Raw genomic sequence first — 12,176 nt, 5'->3', positions numbered from 1 at the left:
ACGTGCTCGCCCGAAGGCCGCCGACCACGGTCCGTGTGACGTAGGTCCGGGAAGGCAACCCTAACTTCTACAGGCCGGGCGCCCCATAGACCGGGAACCAGCGGGCCAGGTCGGCCTCGAAGCGTAGATCGCTGCCGACGACCGACTTGATCTGGAGCTCGGTGGCGTTGTCGCGGCGGTCGGCGCCGACCGGGACGAACGGGTACCACGAGCCGCGCTTGTACAGGTAGACGAGCCCCAGCGACTTGCTGCCGTTGGTGAACGCGACCAGCGTGCACAGCAGCGCCGACCCGAAGCCCGCGTCGACCAGCGAGGTGTTGACCGCGTGCAGGTCGGTGACGAGCCCCTCGAGGTTGTCCGGGGAAGTGTCCCGGACCAGCCAGGTGAAGCCGTAGGAGTCGGTCTGGCTGGTGAACTTGCCGTTGTCCAGGGCGAGCAGCTTGTCGACCTCCTCGCGCAGCGCCGAGAACCCGCCGCCCTCCGCGGCCTTGAAGCAGACCGACCCGCTGCCGGTCGGCTTGTACCCGGCCGCGGTGTCCAGGGTGATCGCGGCCGAGGGCAGCGAGAAGAGCTGGTCGAGGTTCGGCGGGACGGCTTTGCTCCGGCCGAGCAGGATGTCGAGAAGACCCATGAACCCAATCCTGCTCTAAGCCTGCTCGCCCAGCTCGCGGGACAGCACGCCGAGCCGGTCGAGCCGCGTCTCCAGGGCCGGGTGCGTCGAGAACAGCGACGACAGGCTCGCTCCCTTGCCCGAGATCGCCGGCGCGAAGAAGAACGCGTTGAACGCCTCCGCCTGCCGCAGGTCGCGCGACGGTATCCGGGCGATGTCCCCGCTGATCTTGGTCAGCGCCGAGGCCAACGCCGACGGCCTCCCGGTGAGCATCGCCCCGGCCCGGTCCGCGGCGAGCTCGCGGTACCGCGACAGCGCCCGCGTCAGCAGGAACGAGATCGCGTAGACGGCGACCGACACCAAGATGACGGTCAGCACGACCACGGTGGCGTTCTGGTCGCGGTTGCGGCTCAGCCCGCCGTACAGACCGAAGCGAGTGATCAGGCCGGCGAGTACGCCCAGGAACGACGCGATCGTCATCACCGCGACGTCGCGGTGGGCGACATGGGAGAGCTCGTGTGACAACACACCCTCGAGCTCGTCGGCGTCGAGCCGGCGCATGATCCCGGTGGTCACGCAGACGACGGCGCTCTTCGGGTTCCGCCCGGTGGCGAACGCGTTCGGGAAATCGACGTCGGCGATCGCGACCCGCGGCTTCGGCATGTCGGCCAGCGCGCACAGCCGGTCGATCGCGCCGTGCAGTTGCGGCGCCTCCTCCGGAGTGACGATCCGCCCGCGCATCGCGTACAGGGCGATCCGGTCCGAGAACCAGTACTGCGCGAACAGCGCGCCGCCCGCAATCACGATGGCCAGCACAGCGCTCTTCGTCAGGGCGATCAGCAGCGCGACGAAGCCGACGTACAGCAGGCCGAGCAGGAAACTGGTCACCAGCATCCGGCGGGACAGCCCACGATCAGGCGCGAATCGAGTCTTCATTTCCCACGTCCTCCTCACCTGTGAGCCAGGCTAGCTCGACGCGGAAAGTCAGACCCGGTCGTCCTCGCGGCGATTGACGTCCAGGTCGGCCAGCAGCGAGCGCAGTTCGGAGCGCAGGTAGTCGCGGGTGGCGACCTCGCCGACGGCCATCCGCAGCGCGGCCATCTCGCGGGCCAGGAACTCCATGTCCGCGCGGGCCCGGGCGTCGACGTCGCGGTCGCGCTCGTACTGCACCCGGTCGCGCGCCTCCTGCCGGTTCTGCGCGAGCAGGATGAGCGGAGCGGCGTACGACGCCTGCAGGCTGAGCGCCAGGGTGAGGAAGATGAACGGGTACTCGTCGAACCGCAGCTGGTGCGGCGCGAAGATGTTCCAGCCGACCCAGAACAGGATCGTGCCGGTCATGTAGACCAGGAACTGCCCGGTGCCGAGGAAACGGGCGATCCGCTCGGACAGCCGCCCGAACGCGTCGGCGTCGTACGTCGGCCGGAGCACGAAGGTGCGGCGCAGGTCGCGGGGCACGTCCAGCCGGGCGCTGCTACGGAGCAATCGGCGGTCGTCGGTGCTGCGGTCGTCACGGGGCATGGCGGTCCACCTCCTGCTGTTCCGATTCGCGCCAGTCTTCGGGGAGCAGGTGGTCGAGGACGTCGTCCACGGTCACCGCTCCGAGCAGCCGGCCCTCGTCGTCGAGCACCGGCGCGGCCACCAGGTTGTAGGTGGCGAGGTACTTGCTGACCACGTGCAGGCTGTCGTCCGGCCGCAGTCCGTCGAGGTCGGTGTCCAGTGCGGCGGACACCAGCTCGGACGGCGGTTCGCGCAGCAGCCGCTGGATGTGGCCGACCCCGATGAACCGCCCGGTGGGGGTCTCCAGCGGTGGGCGGCAGACGTAGACCATCGCGGCCAGCGCCGGGCTGAGCTCCGCGTTGCGCACCTGGGCCAGTGCGTCCGCCACGGTCGCGTCGGCCGGCAGGATCACCGGCTCCGACGTCATCAGTCCGCCGGCTGTGCGCTCCTCGTAGGTCAGCAGGCGCCGAACGTCCTCGGCCTCGTCCGGCTCCATCAGCGTCAGCAGTCGCTCGGCCGTGTCGGTAGGCAGCTCGGCGATCAGGTCGGCCGCGTCGTCCGGGGACATCTCCTCGAGCACGTCCGCGGCGCGCTCGGTGTCCAGGGCGGCGAGGATCTCGACCTGGTCGTCCTCGGGCAGCTCCTCCAGGACGTCGGCCAGCCGCTCGTCGTTCAGCGCTGCGGCGATCTCCTTGCGCCGCTTCGGGGACAGGTCCTGCAGCACGCCGGCCAGGTCGGCCGCCTTCATCGATTCGAACGCGGCCAGGATGTGGGTCGCGCCCTGACCTTCCTCGCTCTGGGCGAAGCCGCTCACGTCGATCCAGTCGAGCACATGGGACTGACCGCGCCGCCGGAACCGCTTGGCGCCCTCCCGGACCGCCACCTTGGACAGCACCCAGTCACGCGTCCGCCACTGCTCCATGGCCATGTCGAACACCACTGCGGTCGCACCGGACTCGCGGATGGTGACAGTGCGGTCCAGCATCTCGCCGAGCACCAGCACCTCGGTCGGCCGCTGTTCGAAGCGACGCATGTTCACCAGGCCGGTGATGATCACGTGGCCGACGTCGATCGAGGTCACCCGGGTCATCGGCAGGAAGATGCGCCGCCGGGTGAACACCTCCACGACCAGGCCCAGCACCCGCGGCGGCTGGGTGCCCTGCCGCAGCATCACGACGACGTCGCGGACCTTGCCGACCTGGTCACCGTTCGGTGCGAACACCGGAAGACCAGCCAGCCGGGCCACGTACACGCGCGACGACTGCGAGCCACTCATGTTCGAAGGCTAACCCCCGAACGTGCACTCTCAGCTCAGGCGCGGGCGGCGGCGGATGCCGCGGTGCAGGGTGACCGGTGGCTTGCCCCTGGTGGTCGCCGGCGTTCCGATGGGCGCCTCGGCCCGCGGGCGGTCGTCGTACTGGCCTGTTCGCTCGGTGATCTGACCGGTGGGCTCCAGGACGAGCAGGTCGGCCTCGGTCTTCCAGCGCTCCAGTTGGGTGTCCAGCTCGGCCGCGTTCAGCCGCTCGGTCCGCAGTACCAAGGCTGCTGCGGTCCACTCCTCGCTGCCGGGCTCCAGCCGCCGTACTGTCGCCGTCCAGCTCGCCAGCCGGTTGGTGGCGGGCTTGGCCGGTACGACGATCTCCGCCGTACCCGCCGTGGCCAGTCCGGGGAGTGGCTGCTCGGCGCTGTCGGCAGCATCGGCCAGTACGACGAACTGCCCGTCGACTGTGGAGAACCAGGCCGGTGCGGGCCGGCCGCCGTTCCAGGACAGCCAGACGAGGCCGGCCTTCTTCATGACACCGGCGATCTCGGCAGCAGCGTCCTCGATGGTCACGGCTCCAAGGGTGTCACACCCAGCTCCCGGATGGCGGCCTGCGCGCGACCAGAGTCTCGTGGTCGCTCGACTCCACCGGCAGCGCACGCTCCCACAGTTGCTCGAACAGCTCGGCATAGGCGTCGAACAGTCCGCACGGCTGCAGGATCACCGCGGAGTCCGCACTCAGCAGCACCGGCGCCAGCCGGTCGTCCGCCAGGTACAGCTGGAGCGGCACCGACGGCAGCACCCGAGCGGCCTCGTTGCCAGAAGCATCGAGTACGGCGGTTTCGCATACGGTCCGGCAGTCAGCGCGGTGTGGTGCCGGTACTCCTCGGCCAATTGATCCACCCGTGCACGCGCGTCCCGCAACAACCGCTCTTGGTCGAGCAGCAGCACCTCCAGCGCGATGTCCGGGGCGACTGCGAAGTAGCAGCCGTCCAGGCCTGCAAGCGGGTGTCTGCGCTCAGCCGGTGCCGCATTCCGACGATGCGCGTCCGGACCGTCCGCTCGCTCAAGCCGAGGTGCGCCGCCATCTCGAGATCGGTGAAGCCGGACATCAGCAGCGCCAGCAGGTCGCGCTCCTCTGGTGTCGGGCGGTCGACGACGGGCTGGCCGACGTACGTGGCCAGCGGGACGGCTCTGTCCCAGTACAGCTCGAACAGCGTGGCCAGTCCGGCCACCATGACAGGGTCGTGGACCAGCAGCGCGGTCTGCCGCGGCGGTCGTAGACCACGCGGAACGTGACACCGCGCTTGAGCTGGTCCAGCTCGAGCTGATTCACGTGGTTGGGGTCGTCCCGGTACGGCGGGGCGTCCCAGCCGCACACCTCCCTACGGGCGCTGAGCAACAAGCTGGTCATGCCCTGGACGATCTCCTGCTCGCCGTGCAGCACCTCCATCAGGACAGCGCCTCGCGGCGCGCCGTACTGCCGTGGAACCACACGTCAGCTCCACCATCTTCCGGCGGGCACCCGCCAGCTCCCGCTCGCGTCGACGTGCCAGCACGTCGAGTGCAGTGTCCGGCGGCAGTACGACGTACTTCGGCGGCTCGGTGTCGATCGGAGTCACCAGGCTGAGCTCGACGAGCCGGCAGAGCGCCGGGCTGTCCGGTGCATTGGTCGGCGGACCGGACACGACCGACTCGTACGGGTCCCGTACGTCTACTCGCTGTCGTACCCGGTCGAAGGCCGCATCCCCGCCCAACTCCAGAAGTCCGTCAGCTCTCGAGACCTCTACCAGTTCGACAGCCGCCACCACGCCGATGCGCCGGGCGAGCTCAGCTTTAGCTGGGGTCCGGCGATGAAGCCCGCCCGCAGCCTTGGCTCGGTGAAGCTGACCATGCGAGCCCAGGCACCCTCACGGAGTACGTCGGCCCGATGCAGGACGGCGTACTGCGCACTCGCGGAGTGAGCATCATGTACGACGCACCCGCCGACATGAACGCCTTCCACCGCAACGGCTGGCTGCAGAGCCGCGAAGACGTGCTGACGCGGCCCGGACGCCGTACCGACATCTTCGGCGCCCAGCCGCTCGTGCACGCGGCGACGCGATCGATCACGCCGGAGAGGCGAGCTACCCGGCGCCGTTCAAGCCGCAGCGCTGGGCACGCTTTGTGGAGTCGAGTGGACGTTCACGACGGGCAAGCCCACCAACGGGTACACCTCAGCCCGCGATGACCTTGAGAAGCCACCGACCGTTTTCGCGGCGCCGAAATGGTCGGTGGCTTCTCAAGGTGGTGAATCGGGACACACTGGGGCGGGAAGTGAGCGGGGTCACCGAGGGGTCGGGGGGTTCGTCGTACGCTGCGGTGACCGGCGGGTAACCCGAGGAGAGGACGCGGTGATGGCGGAGCAGGTCCTACGCAGCAGGCGGTCTTGTCTGGCGACTCCGGGGTCGAACCCGCGGTTCCTGGCCAAGGCGAAGGGGCTGGACGCCGACCAGGTGTTCCTCGACCTGGAGGACTCGGTCGCGCCGATCGCCAAGGTGGACGCGCGCAAGAACATCGTCGCCGCGCTGAACGAGGGCGGCTGGGGGACCAAGCTGCGGGTCGTCCGGGTGAACGACTGGACCACCGAGTGGACGTACGCCGACGTGATCGAGGTGGTCGGCGGAGCCGGCGCGAACCTGGACTGCATCATGCTGCCGAAGGTGCAGACCGCCGAGCAGGTGGTCGCGCTCGACCTGCTGCTCACCCAACTGGAGAAGGTGCACGGCCTGGAGCCGGGCCGGATCGGGATCGAGGCGCAGATCGAGAACGCGCTCGGCCTGACCAACGTGAACGCGATCGCGCAGGCGTCGCCGCGGGTGGAGACGATCATCTTCGGCCCGGCCGACTTCATGGCGTCGATCAACATGAAGTCGCTGGTCGTCGGCGAGCAGCCGCCCGGGTACGACGTCGGCGACGCCTACCACTACATCCTGATGCAGATCCTGATGGCCGCGCGGGCGCACGGGAAGCAGGCGATCGACGGACCGTACCTGCAGATCAAGGACGTCGACGGGTTCCGCCGGGTGGCCGGCCGGTCGGCCGCGCTCGGGTTCGACGGCAAGTGGGTGCTGCACCCGGACCAGATCGCCGCCGCGAACGAGGTGTACTCGCCGCGCCAGGACGACTACGACCACGCCGAGAACATCCTGGACGCCTACGACCACTACACCTCCGCGGCCGGCGGCGCCCGCGGCGCGGTGATGCTCGGCGACGAGATGATCGACGAGGCCTCCCGCAAGATGGCCCTGGTCATCTCCGCCAAGGGCCGCGCCGCCGGCATGACCCGCACCGACATCTGGCAGCCGGCCGACTAGCCGGGCGCGACCTGCGCCATGATCGCGAGCAGCTGACCATCGGGGTCGGGGAAGAACGCCATCCATTCCTCGACCCCGTTGTCGTGCTTGTGGATCAGGTGCGGCGCGTTCTCGAACTCCACGCCCCGCCCGCGCAACTCGTCGTACGCCACCCGGATGTCCTCCACCTGGAAGTACAGGCACGACGCCCCCGCAGGCTCGTCGGAGGCGCTCAGGAACAACCGGGTCCCGCCACAGTCGAAGAACGCCAGGTCCCCGAACGTGTAGAGATGCGGAAGTCCGAGCACCTTTCCGTAGAACTCGACCGCGACCTGAATGTCGCGTACTGGCCGGGCGATCTGCCCGATCGCTCCAAGCTGCACCGCCATCGCCGGGCCTCCCTGTCGTCGCAGAGCACTGTCCGCGGGCACACCACGCCAGGTCCGAAGCTCGGCCCGGCGCTCCAGGCCGAGCTTCAGCAACGCGTTCGCGACGTGGAACTTCACCGCGTCGACGCTGACTCCGCGCCGCCGGGCGATCTCCCGGTTCGGCATCCCGTGCCGCACCATGTCGACGACCTGCCACTCGGCAGGAGTCAGTACGTCGGGATGCCTCGGCCGGCCGCGTGTGCCCACGACCTCAAGCTAGCGCCGTGGGGGCCGGAATTACCCTCCCCTAGCGGGACCAGACTTTGTAGATGTGGATGGGCTTGGCGGGTGGGCCGTCCTGGTCGGGGTCGGCGATGCCGGCGGCGACCATGCGGTCGAAGGTGGACATGCCGAAGACGACCTGGCCGAGGACGGTGTAGTTCGGGGCGATGTTGGCGTGCGAGTGGACGACGAAGAACTCACTGCCGTTGGTCCCCGGTCCCTGGTTGCCGTAGGCAACGGTGCCGCGCGGGTAGGTCTCCTGGCCGGTGACCTCGTCGGGGAACTTGTATCCCGGCCCGCCTTCCTCCTGCCGGTAGATGTCGCCGCACTGCAGCACCCCGAGGCGCGCGGAGTTGGTCAGCCGGAAGCACTGGGTGAGGTCGTAGAACCGGCTCTTCACCAGGTGCACGAAGTTGTGCACCCCGCACGGCGCGTTCGACCGGTCCATCCGGACCACGAACGGCCCGTAGTTGGTCACGAAGAACACGTCCACCGTGCCCTTCGCGCGGGCGACCGGCGACGGGATCCGGACCGGTTTGGCGGCCGGGTTCTCCGGCGTCGGGGTGAACTCGCACTTGACCACCGGCTTCGGGGGTCTCGCCGGTGCGGCAGCGGCTGTGCCGGCGGTCGTGGTGGTGAGCGTCGTCGCGACCAGGGCGGCCGCGATCAGGGCGGTAATCGATCGCTTCATGCTGCTCACCGTAGTACTCCGATCGCTCTCTGCAGAGGTTGATGAAGGTTTCCGGCCAGAACTCGCCCTTCAACGCATGCCCCGCCTAAGGTGTTGCGGTCCGCTGCGGAAGGTGTTGTGTGTGAACGGCGAGGTACTGGCAGGGCGTTACCGGTTGCTGACCCTGCTGGGCAGGGGCGGCGCGGGTGAGGTGTGGCAGGCCGAGGACACCGTGCTCGCCCGGCAGGTCGCGGTCAAGCTGCTCCGGCGGCTCGAGGGCGACCCGATGGACGCGGTCGAGCGGTTCCGCGCCGAGGCGCAGGCAGCCGCGCGCCTGATGCACCCGAACGTCGTCGCGACGTACGACGTCGGCGCCGCAGGCGATCACGTGTTCCTGGTGATGGAGCTGGTGTCCGGCCCGGACCTGTCGCAGCTGATGCGCACCTCCGGCCTGCCGAGCGGCAAGCTGGTCGCCGACATCGCCGTCCAGGGCGCACGGGCCCTCGACGCGGCCCACGGAGCCGGCATCGTGCACCGGGACGTGAAGCCCGGCAACCTGATGCTCGCCGCGGACGGCACGCTCAAGATGACCGACTTCGGCATCGCGAAGGGCGTCGGCGCGGAGAACACCGGAGTCGGAGTCCTCCTGGGTACGGCGTCGTACGTGTCACCGGAGCAGGTCCGTGGCCGGCCAGCCACCCCGGCCAGCGACTGGTACGCCTTCGGCTGCGTCCTCTACGAGCTCCTGGCCGGTACGCCGCCCTTCACCGGACCCGACGTGGAGTCGGTGATGCGGCAGCACCTGGACGCGGCCCCGCAGCCCATCACCCGGGCCGACGTGGAGCCCGCGCTGGCCAATCTGGTCCTGCAACTCCTGGCGAAGGACCCCGAGGACCGCCCGTCCTCGGTTGCCGACGTGACCGCCCTGCTGACCGAAGCCCCGAACACGCAGGTGCTGCCGCTGCTCCCCACCAACGACGTCCTCGACGTCGGCACGTGGGAGGAGGAGCCGGAGCAACCTGCGACTGCGACCCACCGCGCGCCGAGCAAGGGGATCCCGTACGCCAAGGTGCTCGTGGCGATGGCCGTCGTACTGGCCGCTGTCATCGGTGGGCTGATGCTGCGCGAGAGCGTGAGCACCAACCCGCCCGCCGCGGCCGGTGGTACGCCGTCAGCGCCGGCTGTGACGGCGACCAACGCCCCGAAGACCACAGCGAAGCCCACACCGTCCAAGACGCCGTCGAAGACGCCGTCCGCCAAGCCGAAGCCGAAGGAGACGCCGCAGAACCCGCGAGCGGCGCTGGTGCAGACGCTGCGGACGCTGGCCGCGCAGGTGCGGGCGACGCAGGAGGGCAGTCGGACCAGGGCGCCGCGAGAGGCCGCGAACGACCTCGACCAGGCCGCCGAGGCGCTGGACAACGGGAACACCGAGCAGGCGGCCAAGAAGTTCTACGAGGCCCGGCAGCGCCTGTACGAGGCGCAGCAGCGGCAGCGCTGGCAGGCCACGCCGCAGATCGCCGCACTGTTCCAGGTGGTCGGCCAGAGCCTGCCGCGCCCCGACGGCGACGGTGGAGACGGCGATCGCGGCGACGAGTGAGCCACGCGACCTTCGGCAGGTGGCCGGTGTCACAGCGGGTGTCGGCCTCGTGCCGGGATGCTGAGAACCGCGATACTCGCGGGTAAGGCGTCCACCGGACCGAAGGAGCCGACGATGAGCAGGTTGCAGCAGACCGACGGGCTGACCGACATCCAGGAGGAGATCCTGAAGACGGTCCGCGCGTTCGTCGAGTCGGAGATCCTCCCGGTCGCCACCGAGCTCGAGCACCGCGACGAGTACCCGACCGAGATCGTCGAGGGCCTCAAGGAACTGGGCCTGTTCGGGCTGATGATCCCGGAGGAGTACGGCGGCCTGGGCGAGTCGCTGCTCACCTACGCGCTGTGCGTGGAGGAGATCGCGCGCGGCTGGATGAGCGTGTCCGGCATCATCAACACGCACTTCATCGTCGCGTACATGCTGCTCCAGCACGGCACCGACGAGCAGAAGCAGAAGTACCTGCCGCGGATGGCCACCGGCGAGGTGCGCGGCGCGTTCTCGATGTCCGAGCCCGGCTGCGGGTCGGACGTGTCCGCGATCAAGACCAAGGCCGTGCGCGACGGCGAGGCCTACACGATCAACGGCCAGAAGATGTGGCTGACCAACGGCGGCTCGTCGAACCTGGTCGCCGTACTGGTGAAGACCGACGAGGGTGCGGACTCGGTCTACAAGAACATGACGACGTTCCTGGTCGAGAAGGAGCCTGGGTTCGGTGAGGTGGACAAGGGCCTCAGCGTGCCGGGCAAGATCGAGAAGATGGGCTACAAGGGCGTCGACACCACCGAGCTGGTCTTCGACGGCTACCGGATCGACGCCGGCCAGATCCTCGGCGGCGTCCCGGGCAAGGGCTTCTACCAGATGATGGACGGTGTCGAGGTCGGCCGGGTGAACGTGGCCGCCCGCGGCTGCGGGGTGGCCCGGCGCGCGTTCGAGCTGGGCATCGCGTATGCGCAGCAGCGGGAGACGTTCGGCAAGAAGATCGCCGAGCACCAGGCGGTGCTGTTCCGGCTGGCCGACATGGCGGTGAAGGTCGAGGCCGCGCACGAGCTGATGGTGAAGGCGGCCCGGAAGAAGGACGCCGGCTCCCGCAACGACTTCGAGGCCGGGGTGGCGAAATACCTGGCCAGCGAGTACTGCGCCCAGGTGGTGGAGGACTCGTTCCGGATCCACGGCGGGTACGGGTTCTCGAAGGAGTACGAGATCGAGCGGCTCTACCGGGAGGCGCCGATGCTGCTGATCGGCGAGGGCACGGCCGACATCCAGCGGATGATCATCGGCCGCCGGCTACTGGAAGACTACAAGCTCTGACCGGCCGGCGTGCTGGGTCGACGGGCGGGGCGGTGCCAGTCGGCCCAAGCACGCGGCGGGGCAGGGTCCAGGGCCGCTACGCGGTGAGGCGTGGCGGCGACGTAGTTGCGGGCAGGCGTGAGTTGCCGGAACCGTGGCCGGACAGCAGCCAGATCCCGAGCTGAGTGATCTCGTGGCGCACGGACGCACCGACCCGGCGCGTGGTGATCAGCCCGGCTTCCCGCAGCACTGTCGCTTGGTGGCTGGCGGCGGCCGGTGAGATCTTGCAGCGCTTCGCCAGCTCGGTCGTCGTACAACCGACGACGGCGGCCTCCAGCGCGGCGGCCCGGGTCGAGCCGAGCAGCGAGCTCAGCGCGTCACTCGACGGGCAGTCGTCCGTCGACTGCTGCCGCAGCATGCCCGGCGCGTGGTGGATCGGGTACACCAGGATCGGCTTCAGGTCCGGGTCGCGCAGCTTGGTCGGCACCTGCCAGCAGAACGCCGACGGCTGCAGCTCGATCCCGCGCCCGTCCAGGTAGAGATCGCGGTCGTGCATGTCCAGCACCTGCAGCACCGGCGCGACCCACTTCACCCGCGGGTGCAGGGTCGACAGCAGCCGGTCCACCCCGTGCCGGGACAGCGCCTCGCCGCGATGCGCGTGGTCCGCCGACACATGCGTCCCGATCGACTTCCAGTACGGCGCGATCGCGGCGTCGTGGTAGGTACGGATGGCCCGGCCGAGCTTGTTCAGCGAACTCCGCTCGCCGCGCGCCAGCTCTCGCGTCCACGGCGACACCGGGCGGTACTTGCTCAGCAGCTCCAGCTGCTCGCGGATCTCCTGGCGCGGTGTGGCCAGCGCCATCTCCAGCGTGGTCTCGAAGTCCGGCGCGGCCTCGGCCGGGGTCAGGAAATCGGGGGAGTAGCCCTTCGGCGGCGTCAGCTCCAGCAGCAGCCGCATCTGGTCCGGGGCGACCTTGGCCCGCACGTACCGGCGCCAGTCGTCGAAGATCAGCCGGCCGTCGGTCTGCTGCAGCATGTGCAGGCTGAGCAGCACCTCCCAGAGCGGGGCGGGAGTGGCGGCGACCGTGACGCGGGCAAGATCACGTGGCGTGAAATGGATGCGGAGCACGGCGGACCCTCCCTGGTACTGACGTGTCACGGCATCCCCACCTGCCGTCGGTCGCAGAATGTGGTTGATCGCTGACCGAAAGCGATGGCGGCATTCAATCAAGGCGCTCGAACGCGGCACAACCGTTTGAACATTCCAAACCG

Annotated in this window: 15 protein-coding genes; 3 read left to right on the top strand and 12 right to left on the bottom strand. The window is 69.3% G+C overall.

From position 1 onward, the window contains the following. Positions 1-67 precede the first annotated feature (67 nt). The 9 genes from AB0H36_RS16990 to AB0H36_RS16950 all read right to left on the bottom strand — a co-directional run bounded on the left by AB0H36_RS16990 (position 68) and on the right by AB0H36_RS16950 (position 5,460). Complete coding sequence (locus AB0H36_RS16990; RefSeq protein WP_360523258.1) at positions 68-631, bottom strand: hypothetical protein; 564 nt, start codon at positions 629-631, stop codon at positions 68-70. 15 nt (positions 632-646) lie between these two features. Next, on the bottom strand, positions 647-1,546 hold the full coding sequence (htpX, locus tag AB0H36_RS16985) for a zinc metalloprotease HtpX (RefSeq protein WP_360523255.1): 900 nt from the start codon (positions 1,544-1,546) through the stop codon (positions 647-649). Between the two features lie 48 nt (positions 1,547-1,594). After that, on the bottom strand, positions 1,595-2,128 hold the full coding sequence (locus AB0H36_RS16980; protein WP_360523252.1) for a DUF1003 domain-containing protein: 534 nt from the start codon (positions 2,126-2,128) through the stop codon (positions 1,595-1,597). Next, complete coding sequence (locus tag AB0H36_RS16975) at positions 2,118-3,383, bottom strand: CBS domain-containing protein (RefSeq protein ID WP_360523249.1); 1,266 nt, start codon at positions 3,381-3,383, stop codon at positions 2,118-2,120. Before AB0H36_RS16975 ends, AB0H36_RS16980 begins: the two co-directional genes overlap by 11 nt. 30 nt (positions 3,384-3,413) lie before the next feature. Beyond that, complete coding sequence (locus tag AB0H36_RS16970) at positions 3,414-3,941, bottom strand: hypothetical protein (RefSeq protein WP_360523246.1); 528 nt, start codon at positions 3,939-3,941, stop codon at positions 3,414-3,416. A gap of 13 nt (positions 3,942-3,954) precedes the next feature. Continuing rightward, positions 3,955-4,158, bottom strand: coding sequence for a hypothetical protein (locus AB0H36_RS16965; RefSeq protein WP_360523243.1), 204 nt, complete (start codon positions 4,156-4,158; stop codon positions 3,955-3,957). 70 nt (positions 4,159-4,228) lie between these two features. Further along, the gene (locus AB0H36_RS16960; RefSeq protein WP_360523240.1) at positions 4,229-4,606 is read right to left on the bottom strand and encodes a helix-turn-helix transcriptional regulator; all 378 of its coding nucleotides are present in this window, start codon (positions 4,604-4,606) and stop codon (positions 4,229-4,231) included. A 147-nt stretch (positions 4,607-4,753) separates the two neighbouring features. Then, positions 4,754-5,176 carry a hypothetical protein gene (locus tag AB0H36_RS16955; RefSeq protein WP_360523237.1) on the bottom strand — a complete coding sequence of 141 codons (423 nt, stop codon included), beginning with the start codon at positions 5,174-5,176 and terminating at the stop codon, positions 4,754-4,756. Continuing rightward, positions 5,155-5,460 carry a hypothetical protein gene (locus AB0H36_RS16950; protein ID WP_360523234.1) on the bottom strand — a complete coding sequence of 102 codons (306 nt, stop codon included), beginning with the start codon at positions 5,458-5,460 and terminating at the stop codon, positions 5,155-5,157. Before AB0H36_RS16950 ends, AB0H36_RS16955 begins: the two co-directional genes overlap by 22 nt. Before the next feature lie 304 nt (positions 5,461-5,764). On the opposite strand from AB0H36_RS16950, the gene AB0H36_RS16945 reads away from it, so the two are divergent. After that, positions 5,765-6,724, top strand: a complete 960-nt coding sequence (locus tag AB0H36_RS16945; protein ID WP_360523231.1) for a CoA ester lyase — start codon at positions 5,765-5,767, stop codon at positions 6,722-6,724. Here AB0H36_RS16945 and AB0H36_RS16940 read toward each other — a convergent pair. Further along, positions 6,721-7,338 (bottom strand): VOC family protein, encoded by a 618-nt coding sequence (locus tag AB0H36_RS16940; RefSeq protein WP_360523228.1) that lies wholly within the window; start codon positions 7,336-7,338, stop codon positions 6,721-6,723. The two genes, AB0H36_RS16945 and AB0H36_RS16940, sit on opposite strands and share 4 nt — an antisense overlap. A gap of 40 nt (positions 7,339-7,378) precedes the next feature. Next, a complete protein-coding gene (locus tag AB0H36_RS16935) occupies positions 7,379-8,044 on the bottom strand; it encodes a peptidylprolyl isomerase (protein ID WP_360523225.1) in 666 nt (221 codons plus the stop codon). Between the two features lie 121 nt (positions 8,045-8,165). Between AB0H36_RS16935 and AB0H36_RS16930 the strand changes: the two genes are divergently transcribed. Together AB0H36_RS16930 and AB0H36_RS16925 are read left to right on the top strand one after the other, a co-directional pair. Then, positions 8,166-9,620, top strand: coding sequence for a protein kinase (locus AB0H36_RS16930; RefSeq protein ID WP_360523222.1), 1,455 nt, complete (start codon positions 8,166-8,168; stop codon positions 9,618-9,620). 114 nt (positions 9,621-9,734) lie between these two features. Next, on the top strand, positions 9,735-10,925 hold the full coding sequence (locus AB0H36_RS16925) for an acyl-CoA dehydrogenase family protein (protein WP_360523219.1): 1,191 nt from the start codon (positions 9,735-9,737) through the stop codon (positions 10,923-10,925). Between the two features lie 76 nt (positions 10,926-11,001). Here AB0H36_RS16925 and AB0H36_RS16920 read toward each other — a convergent pair whose 3' ends face one another. Then, positions 11,002-12,033 (bottom strand): helix-turn-helix domain-containing protein, encoded by a 1,032-nt coding sequence (locus tag AB0H36_RS16920; protein WP_360523216.1) that lies wholly within the window; start codon positions 12,031-12,033, stop codon positions 11,002-11,004. Positions 12,034-12,176: the final 143 nt, after the last annotated feature.

Source organism: Kribbella sp. NPDC050820 (assembly GCF_040653975.1).
In the GTDB taxonomy this organism is placed as follows: domain Bacteria; phylum Actinomycetota; class Actinomycetes; order Propionibacteriales; family Kribbellaceae; genus Kribbella.
Note: the sequence above shows the minus strand (reverse complement) of the source record. Positions and strands in the feature narration are given on the sequence as shown.